Below are 21023 nucleotides of genomic sequence, written 5' to 3'. Positions count from 1 at the left end.
CCAGGCCGGAATACGTGAGGTCACGCGGGCATGCGGCTGTTCAATTGCGAGGTCTGCGGGCAGCTCCTGTATTTCGAGAACACGCAGTGCATGCGTTGCGGGGCCACGTTGGGTTACCTGCCAGACCAGAACCGCCTCAGCGCCCTGGACCCTGAGGAAGGCGAGGCGGGCGTGCCAGCGACCCAGCCGTCCATCAGGGACCATGCCAGGACCGAGCAGGCTGCGGGTGTGCTGGAGGCCGGCCATCCACCCATCGGGCCGCGGGCCGCGCCGCAGCTATGGCGGCCTAGGGCCGAGCCGCGGCGCGTCCATCGCTTCTGCACCAATGCCCAGCACGATGCCTGCAACTGGATGGTGCCCGATGATGCGCCGGAGCAGTTCTGCAGGGCCTGCCGCCACAACCGGCTTATCCCGGACCTGTCAGACACCGCCAATCTCGATCGCTGGCGCAAGATCGAGACCGCCAAGCGCCGTGCTTTCTACGGTTTCATCCAACTGGGGTTGCCCCTGGCCAATCGCATCGACGATCCCGAGTCCGGGCTGGTCTTCGACTTTCTCGCCGAAGCTCCGGACGCGGCCCAGAAGGTGATGACCGGGCATGACCATGGCGTGATCACACTGGCCGTGATTGAGGCCGACGACACCGAGCGGGTGCGCCGCCGCGAGGCCATGGGCGAGCCCTACCGCACCCTTCTCGGCCATTTTCGCCATGAGAGCGGGCATTACTTCTGGGACCGCCTGGTACGGGACGGCGGAAAGCTGGAGCAGTGCCGGGCGGTGTTCGGCGATGACAGCCAGGATTATGCCGCGGCCTTGCAACGGCATTACAATGATGGACCGCCGCCTGACTGGCAGGAGCACTTCGTGTCGAGCTATGCCACGGCGCACCCATGGGAGGATTTCGCCGAAACCTGGGCCCATTACCTTCATATCGTGGACACACTGGAAATGGCGCGAGCCTTTGGCGTCGGTATCGACCCGAAGGCGGACCGTGAGGATGAACTGACCGCCGAGGTGGATTTCGATCCCTACCGCGCCACCGAGATTGCCCGTCTGATCGAGGCCTGGGTGCCATTGACGGCTGCGGTGAACAGCCTCAATCGTTGTATGGGAACTCCGGACCTTTACCCGTTCGTGTTGTCACCGGGTGTTATCGTCAAGCTCGGCTTCATCCAGGCCTTGGTACACGGGCGCGCCTGATCCGATTTCTTGTTATTCGCCTTAGCATCTTCAGCACATGCGAACACTGCACGCGCGGAAGATGCGATGTGCGGATCAAGCGCCGATGTTCTTCGCCGCATCGATCGCTGGTTTGGAGCGGAGTCACGAGAGTGGTCAGACACTCGTCGTAGTCCTTCTGCCAAGATTGCGCTTGTCAGCGCACGGCACATTTCCTCGATCTAAAATTGTCTCAAATAAGATTATATTCGAGATATTCGCTCCAACTCCCGACTCAAAGTTGATGCCGAGCATAGGCCATCCCGTGTCGCGCACCTTTCCCTGAATTTCGGAAAATTCCTGTCTCACGCACGCATTTTCGTGCGCTTCATCTTGCTGGCAGCGACGTTTATGGAATGAGACGGTTGTTGCCGAGACAGGTCTCAAAAAGGGAAGGCGTGCGGTATGAAGAACGACCATGCTAGCTCTGGCCTCGCCAGGGACATAGAGCGTTGGGACTATCTCGACCAACTCAGGGCTGGCCTGATGGTACTCGGCATTCCATACCATGTCGCACTGGTCTACGCTTCCCACTCGTCCTGGATCGTCAATTCGCCCGAAGAGTCGACATTGCTGACCTGGGCGGCCCAGTTCAGCCATACCTTCCGCATGCCTGCTTTCTTCGTGCTGGCCGGGTTCTTCGCTCTCCTGATCATCCGGCGGCGCGGCGCCGCACCATGGTGGCGGTCTCGCCTCTATCGATTGGTGATCCCCCTGATTGCCACTGCGCTGATGGTCAATCCGATGATCATGGCGGCGAACTCCTATGCCGAGGCGGGCCTCGATGGGATGCTGGAACACTGGACGGCACAGATCACGAGCTTTGGGGAGCCTTGGCAGGTCCATTTGTGGTTCCTCGTGCACCTCCTGATCTTCTCGGCAGTGCTTGCGGCGCTCTGGCACTTCAAGGATCAGTTGGCGCTGGAGGCACGAACTCACGCCCTGCAGAATGTTCTGGAGCGCGGGCCAGTGGTGTTCGGCCTGGCGTTGCTCGCCATCGGCGGCGCGACGGCAGGGTTCGCGGTGGCGGCCAAGCTAGCGGGTGTCAGCTATCTCTGGGATGGCATCCTGATTCCCGCACGGGTGGTGGCCAACCTGCCGGTCTTCCTGTTCGGTGCCATGCTGGCTTTTCGTCGAGACTGGCTGGAGCGCTTCACGCGGCCGCATGCCGGATTGTGGGTGGCGGCATTCCTGAGCGCCTCGGCCCTTGCTGTGATCACGCCGATCGAGGAAGCCCTGCCGCGTATGGGCACCTACTTCCTGGCGCCCATCACCGGCATCCTGTTTGCCCATGTGCTGATGTCCGCCGCACGGAGATATCTGAACCGTTCGACGCCACTGAGCCGCGCGCTCGTCGATGCCTCGATGACCATGTACCTGGTTCATATCGCCTTCGTGACATGGTTTTGTGCGCTGTTCCTGTCGATCACGATGAATCCGCTGCTGGAATTCGGTCTGATCACCGTGTTGTCGCTGCTCGGCTCCTACGCGACCCACCTGATCGTCCGGCGCAGCAAGCTGTTGTTGCTGCTGTTCAACGGCCGCAGCGAGCGCGACCCGCTGCGCAGCCAGTCCAGGCTGTCCACGGCACAGCCCGGTGCCGGCCTCGCGGCGCCGCAGCGCATGGTATCCTGACGTCGCAGGCATGCGGGGGACGGAGCCATCTTCCGGCTTGCGCCCCGCCGGCCCCGTGCCTATCCTTTTCACATGACTGTTGCCCCGCGCGCCACCCTGCTGCGTTCCGGCTTTTCCGCCGGCGCCGGTGCGCGCGCGCTGTCCGGCCTCCTTCTTCTTCGACTTAGCCGCCCCTGGGCGTGACGCCCGGCTGCTTTGCCGGCATCGCTCAGGGGGAAACCCGGGCGAGACACGCCCGCTCAGCATCCAAGACACGGCAAGCAAGAGGAACGGCCCCATGGCCCTGAACCACCCCAGCTTTGGCACGATCGACGACAACCGCGTCATCGTCTTCGACACCACGCTGCGCGACGGCGAGCAATCGCCCGGCTTCTCCATGAACCTGGAAGAAAAGCTGCGCATGGCCGATGCCCTGGCCGAGCTGGGCATCGACGTGATGGAGGCCGGCTTTCCCATTGCCAGCCAGGGCGATTTCGAGAGCGTGCGCTCCATCGCCGAGCGCTTCGCCAAGGACGGGCCGGTGGTGTGCGGCCTGTCGCGCTCAGCACCCGGCGACATCCTGCGCGCGGCCGAGGCCGTGAAGCCGGCCGCACGCCAGCGCATCCATACCTTTCTCTCGACCTCCGACCTGCACATGCGCGTCAAGCTGCGCATGAGCCGCGACGAGGTGCTGGAGGCGATCCAGAAATCGGTCGAGCTGGCGCGCAACCACGTCGCCGATGTGGAATGGTCGGCCGAGGACGGGTCCCGCACCGATCCCGACTTCCTGTGCCGCTGCGTCGAGACGGCGATCAAGGCCGGTGCCACCACCATCAACATTCCTGACACGGTGGGCTACGCCGTGCCGGAGGATCTGGCACGGATCTTCCGCATGCTGCGCGAGCGCGTGCCGGGCGCCGACGGCGTGATCTTCTCCGCCCACAACCATGACGATCTCGGCTTGGCAGTGGCCAACACCCTGGCCTCGCTGCACGCGGGCGCACGCCAGATCGAGGCGACGATCAACGGCATCGGCGAGCGGGCCGGCAATGCCAGCCTGGAAGAGGTCGCTATGGCGCTGCGCACGCGCCAGGACGTGATCCCCTACAGCACCGGCATCATCACGCAGAACATCCTGAAGACCTCGCGCCTGCTGGCCACCATCACCGGCTTCGACGTGCAGCCCAACAAGGCCATTGTTGGCCGCAACGCCTTCGCGCATGAGAGCGGCATCCACCAGGATGGCGTTCTGAAGGACAAGACCACCTACGAGATCATGACGCCGGAATCCGTCGGTTGGGCCACCAACTCCCTGGTGCTGGGCAAGCATTCCGGCCGCGCCGCGTTCCGCGACAAGCTGGCGACGTTGGGCTACACGCTGGGCGACAACCAGCTGAACGACGCCTTCAAGCGCTTCAAGGACTTGGCCGACCGCAAGAAGTCTGTCTACGACGAGGATATTGTCGCCCTGGTCGATGACGAGGTGGTCCGCATCAAGGATCGCGTGAAGCTGGTCGGGCTGACGGTTGCCACCGGAATGGGCACGCGTCCCATCGCCTCCGTGGCGCTGGAAGTGGACGGCGAGGCCTGCGACGGCGTTGCCGGCGGCGACGGCGCGGTGGATGCCGCCTTCAACGCTGTGCAGCAGGTTGTGCCGCACCGGGCGGAGCTGAAGCTCTATGCCGTGCAGTCGGTTACCGGCGGCACTGATGCCCAGGCGCGGGTCACGGTGCGGCTGGAGGAGGATGGCAAGATGGTGGACGGGCAGGGTGCCGATACTGACACCATCATCGCCTCTACCCGCGCGTATGTGCATGCGCTGAACAAGCTGCTGGCCAAGCGCGACCGCACCGCGCCGCCGGAGATGATGCGCGCTGGTTGAGGCCAGAGGAGGGTGACGCGGCAACGTGACGGGCAGGGAACGGCCCGGTTCGTTTCATCAACCGTGGCGCTTCGTCTTGCGCCGGATGCCTTTTCGATGGTTTCCTGCAAGGCGGGGCGCGCGGGGCGCCCCGTCCCATCCAGGGAATGTCCCCATGTCCCATGAGTGGATCGCCAAGCCGTCCGAATTGACCTTGTGCCTCTGCGGATATCCGATCCGCTTGCGCCTCCGCACAGGCGAGGAACAGCCCTACATCCTCGAGTTCGATGGCCGGCCGGACCGGCGTTACTCCTGCCTCGGCACCGCCAAGCATGAAGCGCTGCGGTGTGCGGCGGAATGGGACCTGTTGATGCAGCAAGCCGAGCGGCTGGCGGCATCCAGCACCTGATCCGGGTTCCGGCGCGAGCTGGTGCCACTCCTTGATGGCCTTCAGAGAACAAAGGGCGGGGGATTGCTCCCTCGCCCCTTTCTTTCCGTTCTGACCCGCAGCGGTGATCAGAAGCGATAGGTCGCGGCAAACAGTGCGCGGTGCCCGACGCCGCGCTGCGCGTTCTCCGGCCCAGGCGACAGCAGCGAGCGTTCGGCGTAGCCATACTCCAGGCCGACATCCAGATCCGGCACCGGCGACCACACCACGTTGGCGATGACCTGCCCCAAGGTGCGGTTCTGGAAGTTCTGGGTGGCGGCGCTGAACTCCCGTGCATAGGTCGGGTAGCTCTGTCGGGCGATGGCGCCGGCGACGGTGCTGCGCACGGTCTCGGTCCAGAAGTGCTGGTAGCCCAGTGTCGCCGCCGAAACCTTCACCAGATCCATGGACGCGTTGTCGGGCGTGATGCCAGGCAGACCCAGGTCGCTGGTGGCGCCCGAGCCGACGATCTCCAGATAGCGGCCGATGCCCTCGCCATAGCTGACGCGGCCAAAAGCGCGGCTTTTCCCGACCGTTGTCAGCGAGCCACCGAGGGCAATGCCATAGCCCCACTGCTCGTCGGCGTAGCGCTCCGCCGGGTCCAGACTGCCCTTGTTGGTATAGTCGATGCGGCGCAGCACGCCTTGCAGCGCGACATTGCCCCAGCTTCCGGCGGTCATCAGGCGGGCGGTGAAGTCGGGCAGGCGGTTGACCGTAACGGCCGGCACCGTGCCGTCCGAATCCGGCAGCCGCACGCCACCCGCATAGGTGAAGTCGGAAAGCGGATTCTCCAGGCCCACGGCGAAGCTGGTGCCGCCGCCGAGTGGCGCGGTGTAGCGGATCTGCGCCTGACGTGGGCCGCCAAGGCCGAGGAAGGTGAAGGAGTCGAGGAACTCGCCATTCACCGTGTCGCCGAACAGCGTTGTGGTCTGGCCCAGGGTGAAGCCGGCAAACTCAACATAGGCGTGGCGGAGGCGAGGGATCCAGTTGGCCTGGCTGGAGATGCTGGAGGTTGACTGCGCGCCGGCGAAATCCATTTCCAGCACGCTGCGGGCGACGCCGTGAGAGGTGTTGGTGCGGGTCTCGACGCCGAGGCGCGAGCGGCGTGCGCCAAACTGGAAGTCACCGCCCTGCCGTGCCGCGGGGCCGGTGGTCAGCGGAACCGAGTTGGCCGATTGCACGTCGCTGCGGTTGCGTCCCTCGAAATCGCGGGAAGCGGTCAGGCGCACGAAACCATAGAGGCGGACGGAGGTTTCGGTACCCGGGATGCGGACCGAACGGGGAAAGCTGCCCTTCAGGTCGCCCTGCTGGGAAATGCGCTGGGCGATCTCCTGCTGCTCGGCACGGGCCTGCGCGGCGGTCGCGGCCTCGCGCTGTTGCTGCGCTTCCAGGGCGTTGAGCCGCTGCTGCAGCACCTCGATCTCCTGGCGCATGCCTGTGTTGGTCTGGGCGTGGGCGGGCAGGGCGAAGCCAATGGCCAGGGCCAGTGCGGTGCCGCTCAACAGGCCGTGGCGAAGGGTGGCGCCACGGCGCGACGAAAGCTGGTGGGACACGCGGTCTCTCCGGAAACGGTGGCCACGGCACGGCAGGCACCGTGCGGCTCGGGCTACTGACAGGACGGATCGCCGCCGTACCGGCGGTACGGCGGGCCGCCCTCGCATGCCGATGGAGAGGCCTGGAACCATTCCCGAGGGGAGGATTGGTTCCGGGAGGTGGCGGATGCGCGAGTGCCACCTCCCATATCGTTCGGCGGCCTTCCGCGGGCAGTGCCAGGGCGGTGCGCCCCTTCTGGCCGCGAAAGCTGACGCGAAGCTGACAAAGGAAAACGATTTTTTACGATTGTCGATCCAATCAGGCGCCCGCTAGAGAAGCTTGCCAGACGAGGTCTCGCTGACTTGGATTGTTGATGCGCATCTTATTGACAGAGGATGATGTTCAGCTCTGCGAATTACTTGGAAGAGGGCTGCGGCAGGTCGGCTGGTCGGTCGATACTGTAGGAACAGCCGAGGAAGCTGAATCCGCGCTTCGTACCGCGTCCTATCAGGCTCTGGTTCTGGATCTCGGTTTGCCCGATTGCGATGGCATGGAAGTCTTGCAGCGGGTTCGGCGCGAGAACCGGCTGCTGCCCATCCTGATCCTGACAGCCCGCGGGCGGCTTTCCGACCGGGTGAAGGGCCTCAACTCCGGTGCCGACGACTACCTGGTGAAGCCCTTCGCACTGGAGGAAATGGTGGCCCGCATCGCGGCCGCCTGCCGTCGCGCCGGCGTACCGGCCACTACGGAGCTGCAATTCGGCCAGATCAGCCTGAGCCCCGCTTCGCGCACCTTCGCTGTTCATGGCAAGGTGTGCGCGATCCCCCGCCGCGAGATGATGGTGCTGGAGATGTTGTTGCGGGCACGCCATCGGATGGTGAGCAAGCGGTATCTCGAGGAGAACCTCGGCGGGTTTGGCGGAGAGTTGGGCGGCAACACGGTAGAGGTGCATGTTTCGCGCCTTCGACGCCGGCTGTCGGCGCTGGCGACGGGCCTGACCATCCGTGCCGAGCGGGGCCTGGGCTATCGTCTCGTGGAGGAGGAAGGGTGAAGCGCAAGCCTTCCTCGCTGGCTGCAGGCGCAACGCTCGCCTTTCTGTCGGCGCTGCTGGTGGCTGCGCTGGTGCTGGTCTTGCTGCTAGCCCTCCGGAATGACCAGGCCATGCGGCAATTGGAGCAGCGCTCCCTGCTGCACCGTGCCCAAACCCTGGCCCATCACCTGTCCTGGCAGCCAGAGCAGGGATGGAAGCTGAGCCTGCCCGCCGACGTGGCCGCTGCGTTCTCCCCCATCTACGGGCGGGCCGTGTACGCGGTGGTGGACACGCGAACCAACGCCCTGCTGGCCGGCAGTGCCGGCGTTGCCCTGACCGTGCCCGCCGACACCACGCGGCTGGAGAGCTTCGCCCTCAACCGGGATGGCCGGGAGTGGCACGGGCTCGCCATGCCGCTGCGCCTTGCCGGCGCCTTGCTGTCCGTGCAGGTGGCGGAGGACCTGCAGCATCCGGATGTCTTGCTGGATGACGCCGCGGCCGGGTTCCTGCGCGATGTCGGGTGGGTGGTCCTGCCGGTTTTCCTGGCGCTAGGTTCGGCGACGCTGTGGATGCTGCAACGGATCAAGCAGCCTATGCTGCGGCTGTCGGCGGAGGCGAGCCGCATTTCGGCCCAGGCGCCGGGCGAAAGGCTCAGCGAGGCTTCGGTCCCGGACGAGCTTGTGCCGCTGGTGCGCAGCATGAACACTGCCCTCGAACGGATAGAGATCGGTCAGGCGGAGCAGCGCAGCTTTGTTGCCGATGCCGCGCATGAGCTGCGCACGCCGTTGGCCGTGCTGCAGGCACAGATCGACCTGATGGTGGACCGTGGCGCGGCGTCGGCCCTGCAGAAGGATCTGGCGGTGCTGGAACGGCTGGTGGCGCAGCTTCTTGCCATTGCTGCGCTGGATGCTGCCGGGCTACGCCCCGATCGCGAGGTGGATCTGCGGGTGCTGACCGCCGATCTGGTGGACCTGATGCGGCCCCTCGCGGCCAAGCGTGGCGTGACCTTGCGGGTTGATCTCCCGTTGGAGCCGGTCCCGGTGCTGGCGGAGGAAGAGGCGCTGTCCCAGGCCATCGTCAATCTGCTGGAGAACGCGATCGGCCATTCACCCGATGACGCGTCGGTGGCAGTGACCGTCGGCACCGATGGTGCCGTCATAGTGGAGGATGCGGGAGAGGGCGTGCCCGAGCATGAGAGGCGACTGGTGTTCCGGCGCTTCTGGCGCACCCGTCGGCGCACCCATCCCCGCCGTGTGGGTGCCGGGCTGGGGCTTTCCATTGTTCAGCGCGCGGCAGAGCTGCATGGCGGCAGCGTAACGCTGGGCGCCTCGACAATGGGCGGGGCGTCGTTCCGGATCCAGATCCCGGTGGTGCAGGCACGCAACATCGTGCCTAGCCAGGCCTGACGCCGATTGCAGCCAGAATATCAGGAGGAGTGGAGGGAATGGTGGGCGCACTAGGGCTCGAACCTAGGACCCGCTGATTAAGAGTCAGCTGCTCTACCAACTGAGCTATGCGCCCCCGTTTCCGGGGAAGTTCCCGACCGGAGCGGCGTTGCCGCCGCCCGTGGCGGGGCTTTTAGCCGATCCAGTCTGCCGTGCAACCCCCTAATCGCGCGCCGCAGCAAATTCCACATTCCGGTGCACGAAGACGGACATCAACAGCCCGAAGCCCACCATGGAGGTCAGCATCGCGGATCCGCCATGGCTGATCAGCGGCAGCGGCACACCGCCCACCGGGATGGAGCCGGTGACCATGCCGACATTGACGAAGACATAGAGGAAGTAGTTCACCCCCAGTCCGATGGCGACCAACCTGCCATATTGATGACGGCTTCGGAGCGCCACCACCAGGGCGAACATCACCACCAGGAACAGCAGCCCCAGGGTGACCAGCGCACCCACCAGGCCAAATTCCTCGGACAGCATGGTGAAGATGAAATCCGTCTGCTTCTCGGGCAGGAAATTGAGATGGCCCTGGGTGCCCTGCAGGAAGCCCTTCCCCCAAAGCCCGCCCGAGCCCAGCGCAATCTTCGACTGGATGATGTTGTAGCCGCTGCCGAGCGGATCGCTTTCCGGATCGAGGAACACGTTGATCCGCGCGCGCTGGTAATCGTGCAAATGGTCATAGGCGACCGGCGCGATGGCGGCGGCGGCGCCGATGATCAACGCGAACTTCCACCATCGCACCCCGGCTGCCCAGAACACCGCCCCGCCGATCATCAGCGTGATGAGCCCGGTGCCGAGGTTGGGCTGCTTCAGGATCAGTCCGACTGGCAGCAGCACCGCGAGCAGGGGGGGAACAAGAAAGAACAGGTTTCCCACCCGCTCCCAACTGGCGCGGTGGAACCAGTGGGCGAGGGCGAGCACCAGCAGGATCTTCATCAGTTCCGAAGGCTGCAGCTGCAGAGGGCCGAGATTGATCCAGCGCTGCGCCCCCTTGCCGACCTCGCCGTGCAGCGCGACCAGCACCAGCAATCCTAGGCCCACCGCATAGCCCGCCCAGGAGAGCCTCGCGATGATGCGGATGTCGATCATGGCGATGGACAGCATCATCACAAGGCCGAAGCCGAAGCGGATGGCGTGCCGACCCGCATAAGGCTCCGCGGCGCCGCCGCCAGCCGAATACAGCGCCACATAACCCACCGCCGCCACGCCGCAGAGCACCAGGACGAACAGCCAGGGTACCTGCCAGAGCTTGCCCAGCAAGCCGGAGCCGCGATCCTGCGTCAGCAGCCGGCGCTCAAACACCGTCATCGGCCCGATGCTCCGCGATCGGCCATCCGCTCCGCACGGCTTGGCGGCGCCGTGTCGGCACGGTCCGGCTGCTGGCCGTCGGGGGAGGGGCCGGCCTGCGGTGCTGATGGGGCCGTGGGGCGCAGCCGGTTGATCGTGTCCACCATGATGTCGCGTGCCAGTGGCGCGGCGGCGCCAGCACCGCTCAGCCCGTGCTCCACCACCACCGAAATGGCGTAACGCGGAGCGTCATAGGGGGCGTAGGCCACGAACAGCGCGTGCGGTCGCCATTCGCGCGGCATGGCCTCGGCCCGATAGCCACGCTCGCGCTGCTCGCGCGTCACCCGGCGAACCTGGACCGAGCCCGTTTTGCCTGCCATGACTCCAAGCCCGCCCGGCAGCCGTGCGCTCAGCGCCGTGCCGCCGCCCTCATTCACCACCGCCCACATCCCCTCGCGCATCAGGCGCAGATCGGACTCAGGAATACCGAGCGCAGGCCAATCCTCGGCCCTCACGCCACGTACCAGCCTGCCGTCGATCCCGTGCGTCAGATGGGGCTGCACCGCCCTTCCGGTGGCCAGCCGCGCCGTCATCGTCGCCAGTGAAAGAGGAGTGAGCTGGTAGAAGCCCTGGCCGATGCCGTGCACCACCGTGTCGCCCAGGTTCCAGGGCTTGCCTTGCCGCGTACGCCATTCGCGCGTTGGGACGAAGCCGGATCGGGCGCCCGGCAGTTCGATGCCCGGCTCCACGCCGAGGCCGAGGCGGCGCGCCATGGCGGCGATGCGATCGATCCCGGTGCGCCGCGCCGCCTCGTAGAAGTAGACGTCGCAGGAATGCTTCAGCGCCGCGCGGAGGTCCACGCTGCCATGTCCGCCGCGGCGCCAGCAGTGGAAGCGGGTGTCGCCCAGGTCGTAGTGTCCTGGGCAATGAACGCGTTCCGCCGGGGTCATCGTCTTGGCTTCCAGCGCCGCCAGACCCACCACCATCTTGAAGGTGGAGCCTGGCGCGTAGAGGCCGTTGGTGGCCTTGTTGATCAGCGGTGTGGCGCGGCTGCGTGTCCATTCACGCCATTGCGCCGCAGAAATACCGGAGGAGAACAGGTTGGGATCAAAGGAAGGTTGGCTGGCCATGGCCAACACCTCGCCATTCTGTGCATCCAGCACCACAACGCTGGTGCCCTCCTCGATGCGGCCGCGCACGGCCTTCTGCAGTTCGGCATCGACCGAGATCTGCACGTCCTGCCCGCGTACGCCTTCGCGCCGGTCCAGCTCGCGGATCACACGGCCAACAGCATTGACCTCCAACTCCATCGTCCCGGCACGGCCGCGCAAGGTGCGCTCGTGGAAGCGCTCGATGCCGGCCCGGCCAACACGGATTCCAGGCAGGGTGAGCAGCGGATCGTCATCCATGTCGGCCTCGGCAGGCGGTGCCACATAGCCCACCACATGCGCCAGGTGCTCGGCATAGGGATAGTCGCGCGTGGTGCCGACATCGACGCTGATGCCGGGCAGGTCAGGCGCGTTGACCTCGATCCGCGCCATCTCCTCCCAGCTCAGGAATTCCCGCACCACCACGGGGACGAAGCGGCGGCGGCGGCGCACGTCGCGCTCGATCCTGGCCCGCTCGCCCTCCGTCAGCGGCAGCAGCTGGCTGAAGGTGTCGAGCGTGGCCGACACGTCCTCCGCCTCCTCGGCGGTCAGCAGCACGCGCCAGTTCAGGTCGTTGGCGCCGATGACCCGCCCGGCACGGTCCAGGACCCGGCCGCGGGGCGGCGCCAGCAGGCGGGTGGAGATGCGGTTGGACTCGGCCAGTGTCGCGTAGCGGTCGCCTTCCTCCAGCTGCAGCTTTTGCAGCCGATAACCCAGGAAGCCGAACAGCCCGACCTGCCCGGCGCCGAGCAGCAGGGCGCGCCGGGTGAACACGGTGCGGCGCCGCTCCTCGTCGCGCTTGCTCATGGCACCATCCGCATCACAGAGCCTCTGTGCGCTGCATGGCGCGGTGCGCCCTGGTCAGCACCGCCGCCAGCAGGGGATACAGGCCTAGGCAGAGCAGGAACTGCACCACCCCCGCCCACCAGGGGGGCAGACGCCAGCCCAGCAGCGCCTGCATGGCATAGCCCAGCAGCGCGGCAGCTGCCGCGAATGCCCCATAGGCCAGCCACACCCGCCAGAAGGGCTGCCTCACCAGGTGGCGTCGCAGCCGGAGCGCGGCGGCATGCGCCAGCAGCGCCGTCAGGATGCCGATGCCGAGGGGGGAGAAACCCAGCAGATCCTGCAGCAGCCCCAACAGGAAGCAGAGCGGCGGCGGCAATGCGGCCGGGCGGAACATGGACCAGAAGAAGACGCAGCCCAGCATGACGGCCGGCACGGCGCTGGGCAGGCCCACCGGGGCGGCGGCCAACACCATCAGCAGAGCGGTCCCGGCAGCGGGAAACGCCGTACGGGCGAGCATGTCGAGCCGCCGCAGCAGCAGAAACAACGGAGGGGGCGCGCGATCCATCATGCGCTTACCTTCAACGGCGTGGCCGTGGCTCGGGACGCGCCACCGCCTCAGGCGGCAGGATGCCGGTGAGGCCAAAATCGAAGATGCGCAGCATGTCGAGCCGGTCCAGGCGGGCAAACAGTTCCACCTCCTGCGCGCCGTTGGCCGAGCGGCGGACGATGCCGACCGGCAGCCCGGCGGGAAACACTCCGGCTTCGGCGCTGGTCACCACACGCTCGCCCTCCCGCGGCTGAGTATCGGCCGGCATGTGTTCAAGGCGGGGACGCGCCGTGTTGGTGCCGGCGAGGATGGCGCGGGCGCGGCTGCCTTCCAGCGTCACGGGGATGCGGCTGTTCATGTCGGTCACCAGCAGCACGCGGGCGGAACGGCTGCCGAGCTCGGTGACGCGCCCCGCAAGGCCGCGGTCGTCGAGCGCCACCTGTCCCTTGCGCAGCGCGCTGCCCGGTGGAACGGCCAGCAGCACGGCCTGGGCGTAGGTCCCCCCCGCATCGGCCACGACGCGCGCCGTGTGGTATCGCGCCGGTGCCTCGGGCAGATAGCCGAGCTGGCGGCGCAGCAGCGTATTTTCCGCCTGCAGTGACAGCGCGGCAGCCTGCCAGCGGTGCAGCCGGTCGTTCTCCTCTCGCAGCCTGGCATTCTCGGCGCGCATATCGCGCCATTCGCCCAGCGACTGCCAGGTTTCGCGCACCGCCGTCACCGGCTGCGCGGCCAGGCCGTAGATCGGGGCCAATGTATCGGCCACCGCCATGCGCAAGCGTTCGACGATCTGGATGTCAGCCTTGCCGAGCAGCGCGGTGCCCAGCGCGGCGGCAATCAGCACCGGCAGGGAAAGGCGTGACAGGGCCTGACGCAGCGGAATGCTGAGACGGATCACGCGGCCTCCAAGCGCCCTCAATCAGCGGGCGAGCGCAATATAGCGCGGCTCGCTCCTCAATACATCGAGGACAGGACGTGCCGCAGCCGCTTCATCTCATCCAATGCCCGGCCTGTGCCCAGCGCGACACAGGCCAATGCATCATCGGCTACCGAAACAGGAAGGCCGGTCGCGTCGCGCAGGACCTCATCCAGTCGCTGCAGCAGCGCACCGCCGCCGGTCAGCACGATGCCCTTGTCCACGATGTCCGCGGAAAGCTCCGGCGGCGTGTTCTCCAGCGCCACCTTCACCGCCTCGATGATCTGGGTCACCGGCTCGGCAATGGCCTCGGCCACCTGGCGCTGGTTGATCACCACCTCCCGCGGCACGCCATTCATCAGGTCACGGCCCTTGACCTCGGTGGTCGGTCCTTCCTGGCCCTCCAGATAGGCGGCGGCACCGATCTCCATCTTGATCCGCTCGGCCGTGCTCTCCCCGATCAGCAAGTTGAAGTGCCGACGGATGTAGCTGATGATCGCCTCGTCCAGCTTGTCGCCCCCGACACGCACCGAGCGCGCATAGACGATGCCGCCGAGCGAGATGATCGCGACCTCCGTGGTGCCACCACCGATATCGACGATCATGGAGCCCGAAGGTTCCGTCACCGGCAATCCGGCGCCGATCGCCGCCGCCATCGGTTCCTCAATCAGCAGCACCTTGCGCGCTCCCGCCGATTCGGCGCTTTCCTGAATGGCGCGGCGTTCGACGGCGGTGGAGCCCGAGGGCACGCAGACGATGATCAGGGGCGAGGCGAAGCCGCGGCGGTTATGCACCTTGCGGATGAAATGCTTGATCATCTCCTCCGCCACTTCGAAATCGGCGATCACGCCGTCGCGCAGCGGCCGGATGGCGGCGATGTTGCCCGGCGTGCGGCCCAGCATCATCTTCGCCTCCTCGCCCACCGCGAGCACCTGTTTGCGGCCGCGGATATCGGCGATGGCGACCACCGAGGGCTCGTTGAGCACGATGCCCCGGCCCTTCACATAGACCAGCGTGTTGGCGGTGCCGAGATCGATAGCCATGTCGGCCGAGAGGAAGCCGAACAACCGGGAGAACATGCGGGGAACCTTCCGGGCGAATCACGCCGGCGAGAGCCTGACGCCGTGGCTTAAACCGGGCTTGCCCGGCGCTCAAGGCGCAATCGCCTGTGGCGCAACCCGGACGTCCAATTCGCGTTTCTGTGGTGACGATCTTGCAACTTTCGGAGGATTGCAGTTCATGCGCCGATCCACCCTCGCGGTTCTGGCCGTTGCAGCGCTCGGCCTGTCGGCTTGCGGCTACAGCACGGGCGATCGCGCAGCCTCGGGCGGCCTGCTGGGCGCCGGTACGGGTGCCGCGATCGGCTCCTTTTCCGGCAATGCCGGGGCGGGGGCACTGATCGGCGGCGCGGCAGGTGCCGCTGGCGGTGCGCTGACCGGCCCGGACTCTGTTAATCTGGGGCGCCCGGCCTGGCGGTGACGCCGGCACCTCACCTCGCTCGCTAAGCCTTCCTGCGGCCCCATCCATTCCGGATGGGGCCGCAGCTTATTGCGGCCCGTCAGGCGGCGCGCCGGGTCGGCTTTTGCAAGGCGGCCTGCACCCGGCGCTGCAAGCCCGCAAGATTTTCATGCAGCTCGCCCTCGGCGGCGGCGGCCATAGGCTCGGTGGCATGGAAACGCCATGCCAAGGCGAGGTCCGGCGCCGCCGGGATGACGGCGATGGCCACCCCCACGAAACGGCCGCCAATCTCAACAGGACGGGAACGGATCATCAGAAACCTGCTGGCCCTGCCGGGACCCAATCCGGGTTCGGATCGGGTCCGGATCGGAAATTGCGGTGCTGAGCAGATGACAGTTCGGGATCCGTTCCACAAACGCGGCCTGCGCGGGCCACCCTGTACACCGCCGCATGGCCGCAACGGAACTCCTACATCTCCACCCATTCGCGCAGCAGGTTATGGTAGCTGGCCGTCACCCCGAGCACACCGGGGTGCGCGTCTCCCAGATCGGCGCGCAGACGAATGATGGACATGTCCATCTCGTGCAGCAGTCGGCGTTGCTGGTCCGACTTCACCATGGATTGCGTCCAGAAGAACGAGGCCCAGCGGCTGCCGCGCGTGACGCGCTCGACCCGATGCAGGCTGGTCGCAGGGTAGAGCACCATGTGCCCTGCCGGCAGCTTCACTCGTTGCGCGCCATAAGTGTCCTCGATCACCAGTTCGCCGCCGTCGTAATCCTCTGGGGGCGTCAGGAACAAGGTGGAGGAAACATCCGTGCGGATGCGTGCGCCCGTTCCCGGCACCGGGCGGATGGCGTTGTCCACATGGGCGTGAAAGGTCATACCCACATCATAGCGGTTGAACAGCGGCGGGAAGACCTTGAGTGGCAGGGCGGCGGTGGCGAACAGTGGCGAACGGCCCAGCGCCTGCAGAACGATCTCGGACAGCTCGCGTCCTGCGGCGCTGTCCTGCGGCACCTGGAGATTGTGCTTGGCCGGCGCGGATTGATCGCCTGCCGTGACCTTGCCATCCACCCAGCCGGCGGCTTCCAACACCCGCCGGCAATAGACGACCTCCTGCAAGGTCAACACATCGGGGATCTGCACCAACATGGCGGCGCCTTTCAGCGAAGGTTCATGCCGAGGCCGAGCCAGCCCGGGTGTCGCCACCGGCCCGGCTGTCGGGCTCAGAAATCGGCGGCAAGGGTGAACAGAACGGTCCGCCCGGGAGAGGGGATGGCCCGGGTGTTGAAGGCGGCGTCGTAGTTCAAGGCGTCGCCCAGATTGTACCCGTTCACCTGGATGCGGAGATTGTTGTTGATCCGGTGCGAAATCACCGCGTCGAACACCAGATTGTCCGGCAGTTCCGCTGTGTTGGCCGCGTTGGTGTAGACCTGCCCGCGCCAGGTGACGCCGCCGCCCAGCGTCAGGTTCCAGGGTCCGTTGCGGTTGAGCTCATAGGTGGTCCAGAGCGAGGCCGCGTTTTCGGGGACATACTGAACGCGCTTGCCCAGGTTCGCGGGATTGGTCGACTCGCGGGTTTCGCTGTCCATGGCTGTGTAGTTGGCGTTGATCGTCCAGCCCGGCGTCACCTGGCCGGTCACGCCGATCTCGATGCCCTGGTTGCGCTGCTTGTCGCTGCTGGCGAGCAGCGTGCCATCCGGCTGCGTCTGCGTCGCGTTGTCCTTCTCGATCCGGTAGAGCGACCCGTACACACCGAGCCGGTTGCCGAGAAGGCCGAGCTTGGCACCGAGCTCCCACAGAGTGTTTCGCTCGGGGTCGTAGCCGCCGGCGTTGGCATTCGCGGTGCCGGGCTGCGTAGTGAACAGGAAGCCCGGCGGGGTGGTCGAGGTCGAGTAGGTGGCGTAGTAGGTCTGGCCGGATGTCGGCTCCCAGACAACCGATGCGCGCGGGTCGACCGTGGTGTGCCCGGTGTCGATGGAGCTGCGCGTTCCCGTCGCGAAAGTGGTGGTGTCGTAATCCGTCTCGAACCGCGCCACGCGCACGCCGCCGATCAGCGAGACCTCCGGCGTCAGCCACAGCCGCTCATTGATGAAGCCGGCATAGGTGGTCACGCCGGCGCTCCGGCTGTTGTTCGGCGAGCCGCGCTCCAATGCGATGTCAGCGTTGCTGCCAAAGATCGGGCTGGTCGGACGCGTGCCGACGATGTTGTATCCGGTGCGGTCGAAATCCTCGTAGGACACGTCAATGCCGCCCACCAGCTCGTGCCGCAGCGGCCCGGTGGTGAAGCGGGCCGTGGCCTGGACGACGTTCTGGATCGCCCAGCTTTCCTGATGATAAGGGTTGCCTGCGCCGCCCACCGTGACGGTCCCTGCCGGATTGCGCGCGAAGAACGCGTTGACACAGGACAGTCCGCCTCCGGTGGCGCAACTCGGCACCGAGTAGGCGAAGTCGCGGTCGATGAAGGACAGCCGGGTGTCGTTTGACACGGTCAGCCAGTCATTGACGGTGTGGCTCAGCCGGGCGGTCAGGGTGTCGACTGTCACTTCATCGCGATCGCTGTCGAAGCCGTACCACTGGCTGCGCGGCAGGCCGTACTCGTTCATCGGCCGCAGCACCGCGCCGCCGGAGCGCGCGATCATCGGGATGCCGCCATCCGTCGCGCGGTCGTATTCGTAGTGCAGGTAGTGCAGCGAGAAGGTGGTGTCTGTGCCGAGGCCGAAGGCGATGGAAGGCGCGATACCCCAGGCGCGGCGGTCAAGCTCGCGCCGGCCCACCTGGCGGCTGGACTGCCCCATCATGTTCAGGCGCAGCGCCGTGGTCTGACCGATCTGCTGGTTGAGGTCGAGCGTGCCGCGCGCGTAGGGGCCCATTCCCCCGGTTGCCGTGCCGCCATAGTTGTTCCCCAGCTGCGGCAGACGCGTGCCCACCGCGACGCCGCCGCCGACCGAGCCAGTGCCGAGCGCGTAGCCCGATGGTCCCTTCAGCACCGCCACGTCCTCGTAGGTGAAGGCGTCGCGCTGGTAGGCGCCGAAATCCCGCAATCCATCGACGTAGATGTCGTTCTGCGCTGCGAAACCGCGGATGCGGAACTGGTCACCCGCCACGCCGCCATTGCCTTCGCCGGCGGAAAGGGTGATGCCAGGAACGTTGCGCAGCGCCTCCTCCAGCGTGGTGACGTTTTGCTGCTCCAGCACCTCCCGCGGGATCACGTTGATGGTTTGTGGCGTGTCCTGCACAATTCCCGGCAGGCGGCCCACATTGGTGCCGCGCCTCAGGGTGTTGGGCGGAAGCTCCGCCTCCACATCGACCTGCGGCAAGGCCAGCGCGTTCCCCGTGGCCGGCGCGTTGGTGCCCTGCGCCAGCGCGATGCCGGGCAGGCCGACCGCCAGCCCGGCCATCCAGGCCGCATGCGGAGCGGCGCCTCTCGCGCAGCTTTGGTTCACGCCGGCCTGCCTGCTCATGAGCCTGGATTTTCCGTAAATGAGAATGCGTCGCATTAGCTATTTTGCAAACGGGAGCGCGTCAATTGCGGCGCAGATTACGAATAGGTAAGAATTGCGTTCCATGGTCCGGCGGTTCCGGCCAAGCCTGTTCCCGTCGCGGTGCGGGTGGGGCATGATGGCGGGCGCCCCCCGGCGCTCCCAGCCGCCGATCCGGGTGCGCGACGACCCGCGGATGGCGGGTCGATGCGCATCGCCCCGCCGCTGGCCTTGTGGACGCTCTTCGCCATGCGCCTTTCCCGCCGCGCTGCCCTGACGATCCCGGCGCTTCTGCTGCCGGGCCGCGGCGCCTTGGCGGCGGCGCCGGATGACGCAGCCTTACGCGCCCTCAACCGGGCCGTGGTGGAGCAGGGGGTGCTGCCGGGCTATCGCCGTTTCACCTCGGCCACGGCCAACCTGACAGCGCGCCTGGATGCACTGGCGCGCGATCCGACCGAGCCGGGCCCCTTGGCGGCGGCGCGAGAGGGCTTCGCCGACACCATGCTGGCCTGGCAATCGGTGCAGCATATTCGTTTCGGCCCGGCCGACCTGTTCAGCCGCCATGCCAGGGTGCAGTTCTGGCCCGACCCGGAGGACAGGGTGGGGCAGGATCTGGCCCGCGCCATTGCCACCCGCGACACCACCGTGCTGGAAGCCCGGCCCCAGGCGCTGGGCCACGTCACCACACGGGGCCTGCCGGCCTTGGAGCGGCTGTTGTTCGGGGAGGGTGCGGCGGCCGGGCTCGCGGCGGGCGATGCCGGGGCCGGGTATCGTGCCGCATTGCTGCGCACCATCGGCGGCAATCTGGCGACGCTCGGCCGCGACCTCCTGGCTGGCTGGACCGGCGGCGAAACACCGCAGGCGGCAGCGATGACCGAGCCTCGCGCGCCTTATGCCACCCCGCGCGATGCCACGCTGGATCTGCTTCGGGCGCTGCACGCCGCGCTGGAGGCGGTGGCGGGGCCGAAACTGGCCCCCGCCCTCCGGAACTCGGCTGCGGCAGCCGACCCGCAGCAGCTTGAATGCTGGCGATCACGGCTCTCAGGTCAGGCGATCCGCGTCAACGTGGAGGCCATCCGCGCGATGACGACGGGCATGCTGCCGGCGCTGGAAGCGGCCGGTGCGGGCGAACTGGTGCTTCGTCTGCGTCAATCCCTGGATCTGCTGGACGCCGGCACCGCCGCCTTTCACCTCCCCCTGGAGGAGGCGATCGGCGATGAGGCACGGCGCGCCGCCCCGTTGCAGGCGCGGGACGAGGCCGCATCCCTGCGCCTGTTGCTGGCGCAGCGGCTGGTGCCGGCGCTCGGCCTGCCTGCCTCCACCTCCCTGACCGAGGATGGAGGCATCGCCGCACCGCCGGCGCCACCCCGCTGAAGCATGGCAGCGGTACTCCGGCGGTCGGTTTGCAATGCGGCATGGGGGGAGTAGGAGGGTGCCCGGAGTGTCCGGCACACCATGGCCGTAACAGGATGAGCGACATGAAGCCTCCCCCCAGCCAGGGCCTCGAGGATCTCCTGGAGGGTTATCACCGCTTCCGTGCCGAAATCTGGCCGGAGCGGCGCAAGCTGTTCGAGACGCTGGCCCGGGACGGTCAGGCGCCCCGTGCCCTGGTGATCGCCTGCTCCGACAGCCGCGTGGATCCAGGCATGGTGTTCAACGCCGCGCCGGGCGAATTGTTCATTGTCCGCAACGTCGCCAACCTGGTGCCGCCCTACAAGCCGGATGGCGATTACCACGGCACCTCGGCGGCGATTGAGTTTGCCGTTTCGGTGTTGGAGGTGCCGCGCATCATCGTGCTGGGCCATGCGATGTGCGGCGGCGTCAAGGCTCTGCTCAGCGGCTTCCCGGCCGGCACCAAGGATTTTGTCGAGCCCTGGATGACCGGCATCGCCGCCGAGGCTCGCCGTCGGACCCTGGCCTGCGCCGCCGTCGACGCGGAGGAGGCGCAAGCCCAGTGCGAGCTGGAAACGGTGAAGCTTTCGCTCCGCAACCTCCTGACCTTTCCTTTCATCAGCGAGCGCATTGCCTCCGGCAGCCTCAGTGTTTATGGCGGCTCCTTCGACATCCGCACCGGCATCTGGTCTCGGCTGGTGGACGGCAAGTTCCTGCCGATGGCTTGATGCGGGCTCGCCTGCGGCCGCATTCGCCGCGGCTCTCCCGCCTATGGTGGCCGGCAGGTGGACAGCGAGGGGAGGGCCGGCTATCGCCCGGTCGCCTCAACCTGCGGCAGAATGCCGGCCCGCCGCAACCGTGGCGCCCAGGCGGCGTTGC

The 21023-nt window shown here is 66.9% G+C and carries 18 protein-coding genes and 1 tRNA gene; 9 read left to right on the top strand and 10 right to left on the bottom strand.

The genetic code is table 11. The features are described 5' to 3' along the window. Positions 1 to 30 precede the first annotated feature (30 nt). The 4 genes from ACFOD4_RS14840 (at position 31) to ACFOD4_RS14825 (ending at position 5102) form a co-directional block, all read left to right on the top strand. Complete coding sequence (locus tag ACFOD4_RS14840) at positions 31 to 1200, top strand: zinc-binding metallopeptidase family protein (RefSeq protein ID WP_379597609.1); 1170 nt, start codon at positions 31 to 33, stop codon at positions 1198 to 1200. A 423-nt stretch (positions 1201 to 1623) separates the two neighbouring features. After that, complete coding sequence (locus ACFOD4_RS14835) at positions 1624 to 2853, top strand: acyltransferase family protein (RefSeq protein ID WP_379597608.1); 1230 nt, start codon at positions 1624 to 1626, stop codon at positions 2851 to 2853. 277 nt (positions 2854 to 3130) lie between these two features. Beyond that, entirely contained in the window at positions 3131 to 4714 is a 1584-nt protein-coding gene (locus ACFOD4_RS14830) for a 2-isopropylmalate synthase (protein WP_379597607.1), read from the top strand. 154 nt (positions 4715 to 4868) lie between these two features. After that, positions 4869 to 5102 (top strand): hypothetical protein, encoded by a 234-nt coding sequence (locus ACFOD4_RS14825; protein WP_379597605.1) that lies wholly within the window; start codon positions 4869 to 4871, stop codon positions 5100 to 5102. 107 nt (positions 5103 to 5209) lie between these two features. Here ACFOD4_RS14825 and ACFOD4_RS14820 read toward each other — a convergent pair whose 3' ends face one another. After that, a complete protein-coding gene (locus ACFOD4_RS14820; protein ID WP_379597604.1) occupies positions 5210 to 6673 on the bottom strand; it encodes a DcaP family trimeric outer membrane transporter in 1464 nt (487 codons plus the stop codon). A gap of 353 nt (positions 6674 to 7026) precedes the next feature. Here ACFOD4_RS14820 and ACFOD4_RS14815 point away from each other — a divergent pair, with 353 nt between their 5' ends. Together ACFOD4_RS14815 and ACFOD4_RS14810 are read left to right on the top strand one after the other, a co-directional pair. Next, positions 7027 to 7704: a response regulator gene (locus ACFOD4_RS14815; protein ID WP_379597602.1), complete on the top strand. Its 678-nt coding sequence runs from the start codon at positions 7027 to 7029 to the stop codon at positions 7702 to 7704. Continuing rightward, positions 7701 to 9089 (top strand): sensor histidine kinase, encoded by a 1389-nt coding sequence (locus ACFOD4_RS14810; protein ID WP_379597600.1) that lies wholly within the window; start codon positions 7701 to 7703, stop codon positions 9087 to 9089. Before ACFOD4_RS14815 ends, ACFOD4_RS14810 begins: the two co-directional genes overlap by 4 nt. A 39-nt stretch (positions 9090 to 9128) precedes the next feature. Here ACFOD4_RS14810 and ACFOD4_RS14805 read toward each other — a convergent pair. From ACFOD4_RS14805 to ACFOD4_RS14780, 6 genes are all read right to left on the bottom strand, one after another. Then, positions 9129 to 9204 (bottom strand) — tRNA-Lys (locus ACFOD4_RS14805). Positions 9205 to 9290: 86 nt separating this feature from the next. After that, entirely contained in the window at positions 9291 to 10439 is a 1149-nt protein-coding gene (rodA, locus tag ACFOD4_RS14800) for a rod shape-determining protein RodA (protein WP_379597598.1), read from the bottom strand. Beyond that, positions 10436 to 12373 (bottom strand): penicillin-binding protein 2, encoded by a 1938-nt coding sequence (gene mrdA / locus ACFOD4_RS14795; RefSeq protein ID WP_379597597.1) that lies wholly within the window; start codon positions 12371 to 12373, stop codon positions 10436 to 10438. Before mrdA ends, rodA begins: the two co-directional genes overlap by 4 nt. 13 nt (positions 12374 to 12386) lie before the next feature. Beyond that, complete coding sequence (mreD, locus tag ACFOD4_RS14790) at positions 12387 to 12917, bottom strand: rod shape-determining protein MreD (RefSeq protein WP_379597595.1); 531 nt, start codon at positions 12915 to 12917, stop codon at positions 12387 to 12389. Between the two features lie 13 nt (positions 12918 to 12930). Then, positions 12931 to 13794 carry a rod shape-determining protein MreC gene (gene mreC, locus ACFOD4_RS14785; protein ID WP_379597594.1) on the bottom strand — a complete coding sequence of 288 codons (864 nt, stop codon included), beginning with the start codon at positions 13792 to 13794 and terminating at the stop codon, positions 12931 to 12933. A 56-nt stretch (positions 13795 to 13850) separates the two neighbouring features. Next, a complete protein-coding gene (locus ACFOD4_RS14780) occupies positions 13851 to 14891 on the bottom strand; it encodes a rod shape-determining protein (protein WP_379597593.1) in 1041 nt (346 codons plus the stop codon). Between the two features lie 160 nt (positions 14892 to 15051). Here ACFOD4_RS14780 and ACFOD4_RS14775 point away from each other — a divergent pair, with 160 nt between their 5' ends. Continuing rightward, on the top strand, positions 15052 to 15291 hold the full coding sequence (locus ACFOD4_RS14775) for a YMGG-like glycine zipper-containing protein (protein WP_379597592.1): 240 nt from the start codon (positions 15052 to 15054) through the stop codon (positions 15289 to 15291). Positions 15292 to 15370: 79 nt separating this feature from the next. Here ACFOD4_RS14775 and ACFOD4_RS14770 read toward each other — a convergent pair whose 3' ends face one another. From ACFOD4_RS14770 to ACFOD4_RS14760, 3 genes are all read right to left on the bottom strand, one after another. Further along, positions 15371 to 15583 (bottom strand): hypothetical protein, encoded by a 213-nt coding sequence (locus ACFOD4_RS14770; protein WP_379597591.1) that lies wholly within the window; start codon positions 15581 to 15583, stop codon positions 15371 to 15373. A 155-nt stretch (positions 15584 to 15738) separates the two neighbouring features. Further along, a complete protein-coding gene (locus tag ACFOD4_RS14765) occupies positions 15739 to 16422 on the bottom strand; it encodes a Fe2+-dependent dioxygenase (RefSeq protein WP_379597589.1) in 684 nt (227 codons plus the stop codon). Positions 16423 to 16496: 74 nt separating this feature from the next. Next, entirely contained in the window at positions 16497 to 18734 is a 2238-nt protein-coding gene (locus ACFOD4_RS14760) for a TonB-dependent receptor (RefSeq protein WP_379597587.1), read from the bottom strand. A gap of 225 nt (positions 18735 to 18959) precedes the next feature. On the opposite strand from ACFOD4_RS14760, the gene ACFOD4_RS14755 reads away from it, so the two are divergent. Both ACFOD4_RS14755 and ACFOD4_RS14750 read left to right on the top strand, forming a co-directional pair. Continuing rightward, a complete protein-coding gene (locus ACFOD4_RS14755) occupies positions 18960 to 20126 on the top strand; it encodes an imelysin family protein (protein ID WP_379597585.1) in 1167 nt (388 codons plus the stop codon). A gap of 104 nt (positions 20127 to 20230) precedes the next feature. After that, entirely contained in the window at positions 20231 to 20872 is a 642-nt protein-coding gene (locus ACFOD4_RS14750) for a carbonic anhydrase (RefSeq protein ID WP_379597583.1), read from the top strand. Positions 20873 to 21023 lie beyond the last annotated feature (151 nt).

It is taken from the genome of Teichococcus globiformis (assembly GCF_042646265.1).
Lineage (GTDB): Bacteria > Pseudomonadota > Alphaproteobacteria > Acetobacterales > Acetobacteraceae > Pseudoroseomonas > Pseudoroseomonas globiformis.
This window is presented reverse-complemented; position numbering and strand designations above follow the sequence as displayed.